The organism is Mycobacterium sp. 852002-50816_SCH5313054-b, assembly GCF_001667185.1.
Taxonomy (GTDB): domain Bacteria; phylum Actinomycetota; class Actinomycetes; order Mycobacteriales; family Mycobacteriaceae; genus Mycobacterium.
In genome coordinates, this window is the sequence record NZ_LZIC01000023.1 from 58,718 (window position 1) to 73,445 (window position 14,728).

Below are 14,728 nucleotides of genomic sequence, written 5' to 3' on the forward strand. Positions count from 1 at the left end.
CGAATATCCCGGCGCGCGGCCCACCGCGCTGTTTTGCTAGGGACGGTATGGGCATACTGAGTGCATGCGCTCCATCTGGAAGGGTTCGATCTCGTTCGGGCTGGTGAACGTGCCGGTCAAGGTGTACAGCGCCACCGAGGACCACGACATCAAGTTCCATCAGGTCCACGCCAAGGACAACGGCCGCATCCGCTACCAACGCATCTGTGAGAAGGACGGCGAGGTCGTCGAATACCGTGATATCGCCCGGGCCTTCGAGTCCGACGACGGTCAATCGGTGATCATCACCGACGATGACATCGCGACTCTGCCCGAAGAACGCAGCCGCGAAATCGAAGTGCTCGAGTTCGTCCCGGCCAGCGAGGTCGACCCGATGCTGTTCGACCGCAGCTACTTCCTCGAGCCCGACTCGAAGTCATCCAAATCCTATGTGCTGCTGGCCAAGACGCTCGCCGAGAGTGATCGGATGGCGATCGTTCATTTCACGCTGCGCAACAAGACGAGGCTGGCCGCGTTGCGCGTCAAGGACTTCGGTAAGCGCGATGTCATGGTGGTGCACACCCTGTTGTGGCCCGACGAGATCCGCGATCCCGACTTCCCCGTGCTGGACAAGAAGGTCGACATCAAGCCCGCGGAGCTCAAGATGGCCGGCCAGGTGGTGGAGTCCATGGCCGAAGACTTCAACCCCGACCGCTACCGCGACACCTACCAGGAGCAGCTGCAGGAGCTGATCGAGGCGAAACTCGAAGGCGGCGAAGCGTTTACCGCCGAAGAGCAGCCCAAGGAACTGGACGAGACCGAGGACGTCTCCGACCTGCTGGCCAAGCTCGAGGCCAGCGTGAAGGCGCGCTCCGGCGACGGCAAGGCGCCCGCCAAGAAGGCCGCGGCGAAAAAAGCGCCGGCGAAGAAGGCGCCCGCCAAGAAGAGCGCCGCGAAGAAGGCCGGGGCCAGCTCGGGGGCCAAGAAAGCCGCGTCAAAGTCCTGACGGGCGGCGCGCCTACGCCGTCAGCGCCGCCGACCGGACACGAAGCGGAACGCCCCGGCCAGCAGGTTGATCACCGCCACGATGATGATCAGGCTCAGCGCCGCGCCCCAGATCCGCTGGAAACCGGCGTGCTCCGGGTTGGTGAGCTCGGTGTAGATCAGCAGCGGCAGCGACGCCATGTTGCCGTGGAACATGTCCAAGTTGATGGAACGGCTGTAGCCGACCAGCACCAGCACCGGTGCGGTTTCGCCGATGACGCGCGCGACGGACAGCAAGACGCCGGAGACGATGCCCGGCATCGCGATCGGGATGACGATCCGCACGATGGTCTTCCATTTGGGAACGCCCAGTGCGTAACTGGCCTCTCGCAGGTCGTCGGGCACCAGCCTGAGCATCTCCTCGGTGGAGCGCACCACCACCGGCAACATCAGCAACACCAAGGCCAGCGACACGGCGAAGGCGCTCTGCTGGAAGCCGAGGGTGGCGATCCACAGGCTGAAGATGAACAGCGCCGCCACGATCGAGGGCACCCCGGCCAGCACGTCGACCATGAAGGTCGTCACCCGCACCAGCCGACCGGTGCCGTATTCCACCAAGAACACCGCGGTCATCAGCCCCAGCGGCACGGACAGCAGCCCGGCCACCCCGGCCTGCACCACCGTCCCGTACAGGGCGTGGTAGACGCCGCCGGCAAACTGCTCCGGCAGCACGCCGCGCAGTGAGTGGGTCCACCAGCCCGACCGGGTGACGGCGTACCAGCCCCGCGCGATCACCACCCCCAGCACCCAGACCAGCGGCACCAGGGCCGCGATGAACGAGGCGACGAAGAACGCCGTCGCGCCGTTGTTGGTGATCCGCCGCCGCAGGCTCAGGGGGCTGAACACATCCGGTTTGACCGGCAGGTCGAGCGCGTCGATGGTCATCCGTTGACCTTCCCCCCCGCGATGGCGCGAGCGGTGGCGTTGACGATGAACGTCAGGACGAACAGAGCGAAGCCGGCCGAGATGTAGGCCCCGGTGGGCAGCGGTTCGCTGAATTCTGCTGCCGCGGAAGCGATCTTGGAGGCAAACGTGTAGCCGCCGTCGAACAACGACCAGTTGCCGGCCCGGGCGGCCGATCGCAGGATGATCAGCACCGCCACGGTCTCGCCCAGAGCGCGGCCCAACCCCAGCATGGACGCCGCGATAACACCGCTGCGGCCGAACGGCAGCACGGTCATCCGCACCACCTCCCACTTCGTGGCGCCCAACGCCTGCGCCGCTTCCATCTGAATGGGGGGGGTCTGCCGGAACACTTCCCGCGATACCGAGGTGATGATCGGCAGGATCATCACCGACAGCACGATGCCGGCGGTGAATATGGTGCCGCCGCCGGCCAGGGAAACGTTGCCCTGCTTGAACAAAAAGAACCAGCCGAGGTTGCGGTTGAGGAGTTCGGCGATTGGTTCGAGTTTGGGTGCCAACACGAAGATTCCCCACAACCCGAAAATGATCGACGGCACCGCGGCCAGCAGATCAACCATCGCGCCGAAAGGTCGTGCGAGCCGTTTGGGCGCGTATTGGGTGAGAAATACGGCGATCCCAACCGCGATCGGCACGGCCACCACCAGTGCGCTCAACGAACTCAGCACCGTGACCATGAACAAGTCGCGGATACCAAACGCCAGATGGTTGGCCTTGGTGGTGTTGAATTCGGCGCTCGTGAAGAAATTCGCGTGGTTCGCGCGCAACGCCGGGACGGCGCGGACCAACAGGAATATCGCGATCAGCCCGATCGCGAGGATGATCGTTGACCCGGCCGCCGCGGCGACCGACTTGAACAGTCGGTCGCCGCGGTGCGCCTTGTGCGGGTCGGTCACCTTCAGCGCAGGCTGAGCCCCCGTCGAGGAGGTGGCGATCGCTCCGCGAGTCATGACATCCCGGATCACGCGATTGCGTTGACCGCGGTCGACAACTTCGACTTGAAGGAGTCCGGAATCGGGATGTATCCGTTGTCCGCCAAGCCGTTTTGGCCCGCACCGATGGTGCTCTGCAGGAACGCCTTCACCGCTGTGCCGACCTGCGAGTCGGGATACTTCGAGCAGACCACCTCGTAGGTCGCCAGCACGATCGGGTAGGCGTCGGGCTGGTTGGGCCGGTAGAAGGAGATGGTGTCGAGGGCCAGGTCGTTGCCCTGCTTGATGAACCAGGCGGCGGAGATCGTCTTGCCCACCGAGTCCGCGCCGATCGCCACCGGGTCCGGGCCGGCCGACGTGATGACCTTGGCCATGTTCAGGTGCTGCGCCTGGGCGAACGACCATTCGTTGTAGGTGATCGATCCCTCGGTGGCCTTGATTGCGGCAGAGGTACCGTCGTTGCCCTTGGCGCCCTCGCCGACGCCGCCGTTGAACGTCTTCCCGGCGCCCTTGCCCCACGCGCCGTTGGAGGCCGCATCGAGGTAGTGCTGGAAGTTGTCCGTCGTCCCGGACTGGTCGTTACGGAAGACGACGTGAATCGGCTCGGCCGGCAGGGTGGTGCCGCCGTTGAGGCCCGCGATCGCCGGATCGTTCCAGGTGGTGATGGCGCCGTTGAAGATCTTCGCCGCGGTCTGGCCGTCCAGATTCAGCGAACTGACGCCCTTGACGTTGTAGGTGATCGCGATCGGGCCGAACACCACCGGCAGGTTCCACGCCGGCGAGCCGCAGCGCTGCTGGGCCGCGGTGTATTCGTTGGGGGCTAACGGCGAGTCGGAACCGCCGAAATCGGTTTGGTTGCCGTTGAATTCGCTGATTCCGGCACCGGAGCCGTTGGCCGTGTAGTTCAGGGTCTGACCGGGGCAGGCCTGTTCGAAGGCGTTGACGAAGCGGGTCATAGCGTTGGCCTGGGCCGTGGAGCCGCTGGCCTTCAGTGTCTTCTTCCCCCCGCAACTCACGCTGCCCGTCGACGCGCCCGACGCACCCGTCGAGGCGCCGCCACCGCTCGCATTGTTGTTGTCATTGCCACACCCGGACACCACCAGGGCGGCGCAAGCCAGCACACCCACCGCGGCACCAAATCGGTTCAGTTTCAATTCTCTTCCTTAACAGTAGGGATGAAACGTCGCCGCCGCCGGGAGGCCGCGGCTCGGCAACCAGCCTTCACACGCAGCCATGTAGCTAACAGTAACAAGGTTAACGTTCGGAGAATTCTGTCCGGCGTTCCGCACCCGGTGAACAAGCGCGCAATCGCCGCCGTCGGGGCCATTGCATCCCGGCGCCCGTATGACAAACTAGAACCTGTTTCAGAAATGCCGGAATGGGAGTCGGCGGGTTTTGTTACCGTGTCGCCGACGACTCGAATAGAAAGGCCGCAATGATCCTTGACAGGTTCCGTCTGGACGACAAAGTCGCCGTCATCACCGGTGGCGGGCGTGGCCTCGGTGCGGCCATCGCGCTGGCTTTCGCCGAGGCAGGCGCGGATGTGCTCATCGCGTCGCGCACCCAATCCCAACTAGACGCCGTCGCCGACGAGGTCCGCGCCACCGGCCGTCGCGCCCACGCCGTCGCCGCCGACCTGGCCCACCCGGAGTCCACCGCGGAGCTGGCGGCCCAGGCCGTCGAGGCCTTCGGAAAACTAGACATCGTCGTCAACAACGTCGGCGGGACCATGCCCAACACCCTGCTGACCACCTCGACCAAGGACCTCAAGGAGGCGTTCACCTTCAACGTGGCAACCGCCCACGCGCTCACCGTCGCGGCGGTGCCGCTGATGCTGGAGCACTCCGGTGGCGGCAGCATCATCAACATCACCTCCACCATGGGCCGGCTGGCGGGGCGCGGTTTCGCCGCCTACGGCACCGCCAAAGCCGCGCTGTCCCACTACACCCGGCTCGCCGCGCTGGACCTGTGCCCGCGTATCCGGGTCAACGCCATCGCGCCGGGTTCGATCCTGACGTCGGCGCTGGACGTGGTGGCCTCCAACGAGGAGCTGCGCGCACCGATGGAGAAGGTGACGCCGATGCGCCGCCTCGGTGATCCCGTCGACATCGCGGCTGCCGCAGTGTATTTGGCGTCACCAGCCGGTAGCTTTCTGACCGGCAAGACGCTGGAGGTCGACGGCGGTCTCACCTACCCCAACCTCGATATCCCCGTCCCCGACCTGTGAACCCCGACCGCTGAAGGAGCCCGCCATGGCCATCCCCGTCGTTCAGTTGGGCACCGGCAATGTCGGCGTCCACGCGCTCAAAGCGCTTATCACCAACCCGGAATTCGAACTCACCGGCGTGTGGGTCTCCTCGGACGCCAAGGCCGGCAAGGACGCGGCGGAGCTTGTCGGGCTTCCGGATTCGACCGGGGTGATCGCCAGCACGGACCTGGACGCCGTGCTTGCGACCGGCCCCCGGTGCGCCGTCTACAACGCGCTGGCCGACAACCGCCTGCCCGAGGCGCTGGAGGACTACCGGCGCGTCCTTGCCGCCGGGATCAATATCGTCGGCAGCGGCCCGGTCTTTCTTCAGTACCCGTGGAACGTGATTCCCGAAGAGCTCATCTCCCCCCTGGAAGATGCCGCGCGAGAAGGCAATTCGAGCGTGTACGTCAACGGCATCGACCCGGGATTCGCCAACGACCTGCTGCCGCTCGCGTTGGCCGGCACCTGTCAGAACATCCAGCAGATCCGGTGCATGGAGATCGTCGACTACGCCACTTACGACAGCCCCGTCGTCATGTTCGACGTGATGGGGTTCGGTAAGCCGCTCGACGAGATCCCGATGCTGCTGCAGACCGGCGTGCTGAGCCTGGCGTGGGGATCGGTGGTGCGGCAATTGGCGGCGGGCCTCGGTATTGAGCTCGACAACGTCGCCGAGGAGTACGTGCGCGTGCCGGCGCCCGAGGACTTCGACATCGCGTCGGGTCACATCGCCAAGGGCACCGCCGCGGCGCTGCGGTTCGAGGTGTTCGGAATGGTCAACGGCGATCCCGTCGTCGTCCTGGAACACGTCACCCGGTTGCGCGAGGATCTGTGCCCCGAGTGGCCGCAGCCCGCCCAACCCGGCGGCTCCTACCGCATCGAAATCACCGGCGAACCGTCGTACGCCATGGACGTCTGCCTGAGCAGCCGCCTGGGCGACCACAATCACGCCGGGCTGGTCGCCACCGCGATGCGGGTCGTCAACGCGATTCCCGCCGTGGTGGCCGCCCCGCCGGGCATCGTGACGACCCTCGACCTGCCCCTGGTCACCGGGCGGGGGCTCTACCTCCCCGGGTGACCTTGAGCGCCTCCAAGTGACCCGCGAATGGTCGGCGGGCAACCTGTTCGGATAACCTCACTTTTTTATTCGGGGACATGGATCGAGGGTCGACAGGTTGACGGAAGGCACCCAGGCATCGCTCAGATCGAGCTGGTACCTGCTCGGGCCGGCGTTCGTCGCCGCGATCGCGTACGTCGACCCGGGAAACGTCGCCGCCAACGTCAGCGCCGGCACCCAGTTCGGTTACTTGCTGCTCTGGGTCATCGTCGCCGCGAACGTGGTGGCGGGCCTCGTGCAGTACCTGTCCGCGAAGCTCGGCCTGGTGACGGGGCGGTCGCTGCCCGCGGCCATCGGCAAGGGAATGAGCCGTCCCATGCGCCTGACCTTCTGGGGGCAGGCCGAAATCACGGCCATGGCAACCGATGTCGCCGAAGTGATCGGGGGGGCAATCGCCCTGCGCATCCTGTTCGGCCTGCCGCTGCCGCTGGGCGGGATCATCACCGGGATGATCTCATTGCTGCTTCTGGCGATCAGGGACCGCCGCGGCCAGATCCTTTTTGAGCGGATTATCACGGGCTTGCTGCTCATCATCGCCGTCGGCTTCGCGGCCAGTTTCTTCGTCTCGACCCCGCCGCCGGATGCCGTGCTCGGCGGAATGGTGCCGCGCTTCCACGGTAGCGAAAGCGTGCTGTTGGCCGCCGCCATCTTGGGCGCCACCGTCATGCCGCACGCCGTGTACCTGCACTCCGGCCTCGTCCTGGACCGGCACGGACATCCCGCACCCGGTCGCGACCGGCGCTGGCTGCTGCGCGTCACCCGCGTGGACGTCGTGGCGGCGATGGCCATCGCCGGCACCGTGAACGCGGCGATGCTGCTGGTCGCCGCTCTCAACTTGCAGGGCCGCCAAGAAACGGCGTCCATCGAGGGTGCCTACACCGCGGTCCACAACACCTTGGGGCCGCTGATCGCGGTGCTGTTTGCGATCGGACTGCTCGCGTCCGGCCTGGCGTCGTCGTCGGTGGGCGCCTACGCCGGCGCCATGATCATGCAGGGACTGCTGCATCGGTCGATTCCCATGCTGGTGCGCCGGCTGCTCACGCTGTGTCCAGCGGTGGCGATCCTGGCGCTCGGTTTCGACCCGACCCGCGCGCTGGTGTTGTCCCAGGTCGTGCTGTCCTTCGGCATACCGTTCGCGGTGCTTCCGCTGGTCAGACTGACCAGCAACCGCGATCTGATGGGTAGCGACGCCAACCATCCCGTCACGACCGTGATCGGCTGGGCGGTCGCCGTAACGGTCAGCCTGCTCAACCTGGCGCTGATCTGGCTGACCGTCGCCGGCTGATGTCAGGATCCGTGCGCCGAGCGTGCACGTACTGCCAAAAATCGCTCGATATTTCGCAGTGAGCGCACGTTGGGTGAGGGCGCCTCACCGAGCGGGGCCTTATAGGTACCGCTGCACGCCGCCATGCCCGTGGCACGTCCCACTTGAGTGGGGGTGCTCGCTGAACGACCAGCTGCCGTCGGCACATTGGGCGGTGGCATTGGACGGCTGTGGGCCGCCCTGTTGCGGATAGGACACACAATCGCCGGATACGGCGGTGTAGCAACTGCCGCCCGGTGACGAGTAAGCCGGTATCGCCGAGCCGATGGCGGCCAGGACGATGGCTGCGGCGACGAAAGCTGCGCGGGACAACATGTTCGCGAACCTCCCTGATTGGTGACGTTGCTGCGCGATGACGGTCCCGATGCCTCGATGGGAGCGTATGCGCCGTCGCCGTTGATCACATGGGGATTTGTGAAATCTTCGATTGAGCGGACGCAAGAAACTCGCAAGAACTTCGCGAACAGCTGACAAGCGGAGTGGGTCAACCTGACCATGCCCACCACGGCCGCTCTGCCAAAAAGCCTCCAAAAAAATGTCCGACTCCGGCCCGGTAGGTCCTCCTACCTATGACAGCGACCCGGCCCGGGCCGCAGCAGCGCCAAAGGAGCACCTGATGAACAGCCTCAACGACATGGACCGGACGGCCCTGGCCCCGCGCGGCGAGGACCCCACGTCGGCCTACGCCTGGGCGTCGAGCCCGCTCGGTAACCCGACCGATCCGTCCGGGGACCTTCCGCACGGTCATCAGTTTCCGCCCGACCCGATCATTCCGGTGGCTAGCCGGAAGTCCATCGACAAGTTGTGGGTGGCCGGCGGCCTGATCGGTGTGGTCGGTGCCGGGACCGCGCTCGGCATCGTCCTTCTCTCCGGCTCGCCCCAGCCGCAGACCATGGCCGTGGCCCCGGGCTCCGCTGCCGCCCCGGCCGTCGCTTCCACCTTCGCGGCGCTGGCCCCGGTTCCGGCCGCCGCCACCCGTCTGGGTCCCGGCGCCCGTGGCGCCGCCGCAGCTACCGCCCCCACCTTCGCTGCCGCCGTTGCCCTCGCCGCCGAAGCTGCCACCGCTGCCCTCGCCGCCGAAGCTGCCGCCGCCACCGCCACCGCCGTTGCTGTGCCTGCCGCCGCACCACCTCGTGCAGGGAGTCTGCAAATGAGGTCGCGGGCGTGGATGAGGCTGGTTGCGCTGCTGTCCTCCCATGCACCCACCGCGGAGCTGGAATTTCTCGTGCTATTTGACCGCTGTGCGCGCACACTTATTCGCAGCGCCGGTTCTGCGAGGGGCACCGACGCCTCATCGGCTGGGAAAGCGACGTGACGAGCGCACTATCCAACTGGGACATCGTCAGTGACGGGGAGTTGGCCCGCGCGGCCGCGACGGGCGATCGACACGCGTTTGCCATGATCTATGACCGTTACGCCGACCGCCTGCACGACTTCTGTATCGGGATGGTGCGTGATCGCGATGCCGCCGCCGACTGCGTACAGGACGTCTTCTGCGTCGCCGCGACCCAGCTGCCCAAGCTGCGCGAGCCCGACCGGCTGCGCCCCTGGTTGTATGCCATTGCCCGCAATGAGGCTCTGCGCTGCATCAAAAACCGCCGTCGCGAGCAGGTCTCCGACGAACTCCCCGAGGCGGCGTCGCACGACGCGGGGCCCGAGACGCTGGCCGCGCGCAACGAACTCGCCAACCTCATCGCCGAGGCCGCCGGTGGGCTCGGCGACCGCGACCGCATGGTTCTGGAGCTGGCCTATCGGCACGGCCTGGACGGACCCGAGCTGGCCAACGCGTTAGAGGTCAGCCCCGGCACCGCCAACAAGATGGTGTCGCGCCTCCGAACCACCATCGAGACGTCGTTGGGTGCGCTGCTGGTCGCTCGCCGCGCGCAACACACGGCCGACAAGTGCGCCGAGCTGGGCACGATCCTGGCGGGCTGGGACGGGCGCTTCAGCGTGCTGATGCGCAAACGCATCACCCGCCACATCGAATCGTGCTCCGTATGCGACGAAGAACGCCGCCGCCTGGTCAACCCCGTCGCCCTGCTGGGTGCGGCACCGGTGATCATCCCCGCGCCCGCCTGGCTGCGGGATCAGACCCTGGGCCGGATTCAGCTGACCTGCGCCGACGGCGACCTCGGCACGGACGACACCCGAGGCGACCACGCGGGGTCCGACGACAGCGCCTATCCGCCGACGATGGCCGCGGCGTCCGTCGGCGCGCACCAGGACGGCGGGGACTACCTCGAGGCCGGCCCACAAGATCGAGTTCGGCGCGTCGTCCCGTGGATCGCGCTGTTCGCCGCCGCCTTCTTGGCCTCGTTTGGGCTGATGTACATCTTCCTGTACCACCACAAGACGGCCATCACGCCGACCGAGTTGAGCCGCACCGCACCCGCTCCCATGAAACCGGCGTCACCGCCGGCCGCCAACCAAATCCAGCCGCCTCCGCCCGCGAATCTCCCTGCGCCGCCGGTCTATTCCGCACCCGTGCAGCCGCCCGCGGCCAGCGTTCCCCCGCCGATCGCGCCGCCGCTACCGGTCGCGCCACCGCCGCCGGTCGCGCCACCGCCGGTGCTCCCGCCGCCCGTGGCGCCGCCCCCACCCGTAGTCGTGTTGCCGCCGCCGGTGATACTCCCCCCGCCGGTCGTGTTGCCGCCGCCGCCCTCGGGGGTGCATCCTTCGCCGCCGAGGTATCCGCCCCCGTCGCCGCCGAAAGCGCCGCCCCCCTCCGCGCCGCCGGTTTCAAGTCGGCCGTACCCTCCGCCTCGGCCAGTCCCGCCGCCGCCGTCAAGTGCGCCCGCCCCCATCCTCAGGTGACCGGTACGTAGCGCGTGCCTAACCCGGTACGGCAGGATGGGAACGTCGTCGTCCGTGGAGACTCGCGGGAGTTAGGTTGGTCCAACATCTCAGCGCCCAGACGGTGACTGCCTAGATGCCGGCCCGCCGGCACCCCTATTTCGCATACGGGTCCAACCTGTCGGTCAGGCAGATGGCGCTGCGCTGTCCGGGCGCGGCGGAGCCGCGGCCGGCGGTGCTGGCGGACCACGACTGGCTGATCAACCAGCGCGGCGTGGCCACCGTCGAGCCTTTCGCCGGCGCGCAGGTGCACGGGGTGCTGTGGCTGATCTCGGACGACGACCTCGCGGCATTGGACAGCGCCGAGGGCGTGCCGGTGCGCTACCGGCGCGACCGGCTGACCGTCCACACCGGCGACGGGCCGTCGCCGGCCTGGGTCTACATCGATCACCGGGTGAATCCGGGCCCACCCAGACCCGGATATCTGCCCAGAGTCATCGACGGCGCCGTCCACCACGGCCTGCCGCAGCGATGGGTCGACTTTCTACGGCGGTGGGATCCCGTGCACTGGCCCCGCCCGCTGACCGCGAAAGGCCCTGCACCGCAGTCGCTTTCTGCACTGCTAAGCGAACCGGGGGTGATCGAGGAGAGCCGGCTGCGATCGCGCTTCGGCTTTCTGGCCATCCACGGCGGCGGCCTGGAGGAGATGACCGACGTCATCGCCGAACGGGCCGCCGAGGCCGCCGCGGCGTCGGTGTACCTCGTGCGCCATCCGCACCGGTATCCGCACCACCTCCCGTCTGCCCTGTATGACCCGGACGAGTCGCCGCGGCTGGCCCAGTTCCTCGACCATGTCGACGTCGCCGTCTCGCTGCACGGCTACGGGCGCATCGGTCGCGGCACACAACTGCTGGCCGGGGGGTGCAACCGCGCGCTGGCGGCCCACCTGGCCCGCCACGTCCGGCTGACCGGTTATCAGGTCGTCACCGACATCGACGACATCCCGCCGGAACTGCGGGGCCTGCACCCGGACAACCCGGTCAACCGGGTGCGCGACGGCGGGACGCAGCTGGAGCTTTCACCCCGGGTCCGGGGCCTCGGCCCGCGCAGTGCGCCGCCCGGCGCCGACGGCTTGTCCCCGGTCACCGCCGCCCTGGTGCAGGGCCTGGCGGCCGCGGCGCGTTCCTGGTAAGAGTTATCTGTCGATCGGAGGTTGTTGGTGGGCAAGGATTTTCGCTTCGGGCTGAGCATGCGATTCTTCAAGTCGCGCGCGGCACTGGTCGACAAGGTGAAACGAGCCGAGGATCTGGGATACGACATCCTCTGCGTGCCCGACCATCTGGGCGCGGCCGCTCCATCGCCGACGCTGACCGCGGTCGCGATGGTGACGAGCCGGATCCGTCTGAGCATGTATGTGCTGAACGCCGGGTTCTACAAGCCGGCCCTGCTCAGCAGGGACCTCCAGGCCCTCGACCTGCTCAGCGACGGCCGCCTCGAGATCGGGCTCGGCACCGGCTACGTCAAAGAAGAATTCGAGGCGGCCGAGATCCCCTACCCCAGCGCCGGGGCCCGGGTCGACTACCTCGACCACATGACGAGCTACCTGAAGGAGCACCAGCCGAAGACGCCGATCCTCATCGCCGGCAACGGCGATCGGGTGCTGACGATAGCCGCGAGGCAGGCCGACATCATCGGCTTGACCGGGGCTCGGGTGCGCGACGTGGAAGACCCGCTCGCCGAACGCATCGAGTTCGTCCGCACCGCCGCCAGTGACCGGTTCGACGCGCTGGAACTCAACATGGTGATCACGGCGATGCCGCCCGAAGGCGAGTCCGTACCGGACTTGAGAATGACGCGGCAGTACGCACCGGACCTGTCCGACGACCAATTGCTGTCCATGCCGTCGGTGCTCAGCGGGTCACCGCGCGAGATGGCCGACACGTTGTCCGCACTGCGCGACAAGTACGGGCTGACCTGCTTCACCGTGCAGGACAACAACCTGGACACCTTCGCGAAGGTCATCGCGGAGCTGCGCTGACCGGCGCGGCCTGTGAGATGCCTTCCCCGGCAACCGATGCGCAGCCGTAGCCTCAAGAATCCGATCGGCCGATGCGGAGGTTTTCAGCATGAAAATGTGGATCCAAATTGACGGCCACGATGACGACGAATATCCGGATGGCGCGACCTATGAAGTGCTCAATGGCGGCGTGCTAAAGGTCAGCAGCGGTAAGGATATTCACCTCTACAGCCCGGCATACTGGCAAGAGGTCACGATCGACACCCGTCCCGCGGGCGACCAAGACGAACGGGCCCAACCGCTCGACGAAGATCTCAGATGGCAGTGATCGCCGCGGACGCGTCGCACCGCGATTGCCGCGCCCGCTAGACTCACATCCGCCGCACTGGCACAACCAGGCCGACCGCCAGAGCGGCAAACCGCCCGCGAGGCGTTGGTCAGCGATTCGAAGACGTCCTCGCCCTCGTAGCTCAGGGGATAGAGCACGGCTCTCCTAAAGCCGGTGTCGCAGGTTCGAATCCTGCCGGGGGCACAGGTCAGAGCCAGTAGTTAGCCTGCCTATCCTCCGGCCGAGTCGGCCGAGTCGGCCGCCGCGATCAACACCCCCGCCAGCTTCCGCGCTTCGGCCGGCGTGATGATCGGGGTATCGGGGCAGTCGATGATGATCTCGCGCAACGCGTGCCCGTCCGCATATTGCAGACCGATCACCGATACGACGACATCGGCGGGTCGCCCGTCGTTGGTAGTGTGCTTGATTTTCCACTCGGGTCCGTCGAACGCCCGAAAGCCGCCTTCGAGGTAGTCCCATTCGTCGACGCAGGTCGCCCGGGCGGGCGGGGCAAGGTTGGGTTTCATGGCTAGATCCTTTCCGCGATCCCCCCCGCGGGCACGAGTAGTCCACTACGTCAGTCGGTCCGCGCCTGGCGCCGGACGGCGCGGAGGCGGGATGGACGGCTACGGCAAGACGGTATGCATCAGCATCACGTCGTACGCCGACCACAGCGACAGGTTGAAGTACAAATCCCGCCCCGACGACCAGGGGTGGATCATCGGCGCGTAGATGCCGCCGGGCATTGAGAACGCCGACACCAGCGGTTGCTCCCCGCTCCACGGTCCCGTTGGCGTCGGCGCGGTCCGCGCCACGACGTCATTGCTGCCACCATTGGTGTACAGCACCAGGTACTGCTTGAGGTAGCTGTTGTACTGGGCCGACATTTCGCCGACGGGGCCGGGCCAAAGTGGCGTCGCCGCACCCGGATTGGCCGCGACCCAGTGTCCGCCGTTGTCGCCGTTCCAGTACTGGTACTTGCTCAGGTCCGGCAGGTAGTTCGGCGGAACCCGCGACAGGAACGTCGCACCGCCGCGCCCCGACGGGGTGCCGAACTGGTAGAGGTAACCGTCGTTACCCTTCATGAACGCGCCCATCTGGAAGTTCTCGTTCCCGGGCGTGAACCCGATCCCCGGGATCGCGTCCGCCGAGGCCGTGCGAATCGTGCTGGGGAAGATCCCCCAGTTCTGGCCGTTGTCAACGGATCTCGCGATCGCCGAGTAGTTCGTGCTCCATTCCCCGTCGCGGCCCCACTGCCTGATGGACATGTAGCTCATGTACTGGGTTCGTCCCAGGGAGATGGCGGCGGTCGGAATGATGCCCGTCTCGTGCGGCGCCTTGTGGATGGTGTTGACGACCTGCTTGGACAGGCCGGTGGTCCACACCGGTGAGCCGGAGTATCGATCGTTGGGCACACCCTCGGCGATGTGGATTCCATGGGACAGGTCGCGGTCCGAACTGCGGAACAGCACGTTGTATCGCCATTGCTGGCCGTGCACCTTGCAGTACCCGAAGGTGTCACCGAACGCCATCAGGACCTGACGGTTCGCGGGATCACCGTTGTCCCAGGCGATCCCGAGGTCGGTCCCGGAGATGCCGAAACGTTGCAGGGTCTTGTTGGGACCGTCGGTTCCGGTCACCCAGTCGACGAGCGACGTCGGTGCGCCACCGATGTTGGCCGGCGGCGCCGGCGGTGCGGGCTGCGGCGGAACCGGAGCCGCGTTGGGCTGTAGCTGGTTTGCGTTCGGCGGCTGCTGCGGGACGCCCGGCGTGGGCGGATTGGGCCCGGGCGGCGGGACCACCCCCGCTTGAGGTTGGATCGGCGCGGAATATCGCTGGCCCCCGGCTCCCGGCTTGAGGAAGGAAGAGATCAGCGGACCCAACTTCGGCAACGGCGCCTGGTCGTTCGTGTGCGAGGGCCTGCGTCCCGTGGGCGGTTGGACGACGGGCTGGGGCGCGGGCATCGCCGGCGGCGCGGCGGGAGGATCGACGTTGGCTTCCGGAGCGCTGCAGGGTGCG

At 67.1% G+C, this 14,728-nt stretch carries 15 protein-coding genes and 1 tRNA gene; 10 read left to right on the plus strand and 6 right to left on the minus strand.

Annotation, left to right across the window (positions count from 1 at the left end):
• Window positions 1–64 precede the first annotated feature (64 nt).
• A complete protein-coding gene (locus tag A5787_RS03600; RefSeq protein WP_066961673.1) occupies window positions 65–985 on the plus strand; it encodes a Ku protein in 921 nt (306 codons plus the stop codon).
• A gap of 20 nt (window positions 986–1,005) precedes the next feature.
• Here A5787_RS03600 and pstA read toward each other — a convergent pair whose 3' ends face one another.
• The 3 genes from pstA to pstS are packed head-to-tail and all read right to left on the minus strand — an operon-like array spanning window position 1,006 to window position 4,033.
• On the minus strand, window positions 1,006–1,908 hold the full coding sequence (gene pstA, locus A5787_RS03605) for a phosphate ABC transporter permease PstA (protein WP_066961676.1): 903 nt from the start codon (window positions 1,906–1,908) through the stop codon (window positions 1,006–1,008).
• Window positions 1,905–2,897: a phosphate ABC transporter permease subunit PstC gene (pstC, locus tag A5787_RS03610; protein WP_066961742.1), complete on the minus strand. Its 993-nt coding sequence runs from the start codon at window positions 2,895–2,897 to the stop codon at window positions 1,905–1,907. Before pstC ends, pstA begins: the two co-directional genes overlap by 4 nt.
• A gap of 11 nt (window positions 2,898–2,908) precedes the next feature.
• Window positions 2,909–4,033 carry a phosphate ABC transporter substrate-binding protein PstS gene (gene pstS / locus A5787_RS03615; RefSeq protein ID WP_066961679.1) on the minus strand — a complete coding sequence of 375 codons (1,125 nt, stop codon included), beginning with the start codon at window positions 4,031–4,033 and terminating at the stop codon, window positions 2,909–2,911.
• A gap of 281 nt (window positions 4,034–4,314) precedes the next feature.
• On the opposite strand from pstS, the gene A5787_RS03620 reads away from it, so the two are divergent.
• From A5787_RS03620 to A5787_RS03630, 3 genes are all read left to right on the plus strand, one after another.
• Complete coding sequence (locus A5787_RS03620) at window positions 4,315–5,106, plus strand: SDR family oxidoreductase (RefSeq protein WP_066961682.1); 792 nt, start codon at window positions 4,315–4,317, stop codon at window positions 5,104–5,106.
• A 25-nt stretch (window positions 5,107–5,131) separates the two neighbouring features.
• On the plus strand, window positions 5,132–6,208 hold the full coding sequence (locus A5787_RS03625; RefSeq protein WP_066961685.1) for a diacylglycerol kinase: 1,077 nt from the start codon (window positions 5,132–5,134) through the stop codon (window positions 6,206–6,208).
• 67 nt (window positions 6,209–6,275) lie between these two features.
• Window positions 6,276–7,532 carry an Nramp family divalent metal transporter gene (locus A5787_RS03630; RefSeq protein ID WP_231993804.1) on the plus strand — a complete coding sequence of 419 codons (1,257 nt, stop codon included), beginning with the start codon at window positions 6,276–6,278 and terminating at the stop codon, window positions 7,530–7,532.
• A 99-nt stretch (window positions 7,533–7,631) separates the two neighbouring features.
• On the opposite strand, the gene A5787_RS28590 is transcribed toward A5787_RS03630, so the two are convergent.
• Entirely contained in the window at window positions 7,632–7,886 is a 255-nt protein-coding gene (locus tag A5787_RS28590; RefSeq protein WP_082977047.1) for a DUF3761 domain-containing protein, read from the minus strand.
• Window positions 7,887–8,187: 301 nt separating this feature from the next.
• Between A5787_RS28590 and A5787_RS03635 the strand changes: the two genes are divergently transcribed.
• From A5787_RS03635 to A5787_RS03660, 6 genes are all read left to right on the plus strand, one after another.
• Entirely contained in the window at window positions 8,188–8,886 is a 699-nt protein-coding gene (locus A5787_RS03635) for a hypothetical protein (RefSeq protein ID WP_066961691.1), read from the plus strand.
• Complete coding sequence (locus A5787_RS28595; RefSeq protein ID WP_304441138.1) at window positions 8,883–10,385, plus strand: RNA polymerase sigma factor; 1,503 nt, start codon at window positions 8,883–8,885, stop codon at window positions 10,383–10,385. Before A5787_RS03635 ends, A5787_RS28595 begins: the two co-directional genes overlap by 4 nt.
• 115 nt (window positions 10,386–10,500) lie before the next feature.
• Entirely contained in the window at window positions 10,501–11,556 is a 1,056-nt protein-coding gene (locus A5787_RS03645) for a poly-gamma-glutamate hydrolase family protein (protein ID WP_066961695.1), read from the plus strand.
• A 21-nt stretch (window positions 11,557–11,577) separates the two neighbouring features.
• Entirely contained in the window at window positions 11,578–12,402 is an 825-nt protein-coding gene (locus A5787_RS03650; protein ID WP_082977048.1) for an LLM class F420-dependent oxidoreductase, read from the plus strand.
• A gap of 88 nt (window positions 12,403–12,490) precedes the next feature.
• The gene (locus tag A5787_RS03655) at window positions 12,491–12,709 is read left to right on the plus strand and encodes a hypothetical protein (protein WP_066961703.1); all 219 of its coding nucleotides are present in this window, start codon (window positions 12,491–12,493) and stop codon (window positions 12,707–12,709) included.
• 131 nt (window positions 12,710–12,840) lie between these two features.
• Window positions 12,841–12,913: transfer RNA gene (locus A5787_RS03660), tRNA-Arg, on the plus strand.
• A 26-nt stretch (window positions 12,914–12,939) separates the two neighbouring features.
• Here A5787_RS03660 and A5787_RS03665 read toward each other — a convergent pair.
• Both A5787_RS03665 and A5787_RS03670 read right to left on the minus strand, forming a co-directional pair.
• Entirely contained in the window at window positions 12,940–13,236 is a 297-nt protein-coding gene (locus A5787_RS03665) for a hypothetical protein (RefSeq protein WP_066961706.1), read from the minus strand.
• Window positions 13,237–13,335: 99 nt separating this feature from the next.
• Window positions 13,336–14,728 (minus strand): DUF4185 domain-containing protein (locus tag A5787_RS03670; protein ID WP_156763741.1); only part of this gene is annotated, 1,393 nt, incomplete at its 5' end.

What these genes read in the sequence shown, in the direction of transcription:
- pstA (WP_066961676.1), bottom strand. Translation starts at nt 1,908, where the DNA reads ATGACCATCGACGCGCTCGACCTGCCGGTCAAACCGGATGTGTTCAGC.
- A5787_RS28590 (WP_082977047.1), bottom strand. Translation starts at nt 7,886, where the DNA reads ATGTTGTCCCGCGCAGCTTTCGTCGCCGCAGCCATCGTCCTGGCCGCC.
- A5787_RS03620 (WP_066961682.1), top strand. Translation starts at nt 4,315, where the DNA reads ATGATCCTTGACAGGTTCCGTCTGGACGACAAAGTCGCCGTCATCACC.
- A5787_RS03635 (WP_066961691.1), top strand. Translation starts at nt 8,188, where the DNA reads ATGAACAGCCTCAACGACATGGACCGGACGGCCCTGGCCCCGCGCGGC.
- A5787_RS03655 (WP_066961703.1), top strand. Translation starts at nt 12,491, where the DNA reads ATGAAAATGTGGATCCAAATTGACGGCCACGATGACGACGAATATCCG.
- A5787_RS03625 (WP_066961685.1), top strand. Translation starts at nt 5,132, where the DNA reads ATGGCCATCCCCGTCGTTCAGTTGGGCACCGGCAATGTCGGCGTCCAC.
- A5787_RS03665 (WP_066961706.1), bottom strand. Translation starts at nt 13,236, where the DNA reads ATGAAACCCAACCTTGCCCCGCCCGCCCGGGCGACCTGCGTCGACGAA.
- A5787_RS03600 (WP_066961673.1), top strand. Translation starts at nt 65, where the DNA reads ATGCGCTCCATCTGGAAGGGTTCGATCTCGTTCGGGCTGGTGAACGTG.
- pstC (WP_066961742.1), bottom strand. Translation starts at nt 2,897, where the DNA reads ATGACTCGCGGAGCGATCGCCACCTCCTCGACGGGGGCTCAGCCTGCG.
- A5787_RS03645 (WP_066961695.1), top strand. Translation starts at nt 10,501, where the DNA reads ATGCCGGCCCGCCGGCACCCCTATTTCGCATACGGGTCCAACCTGTCG.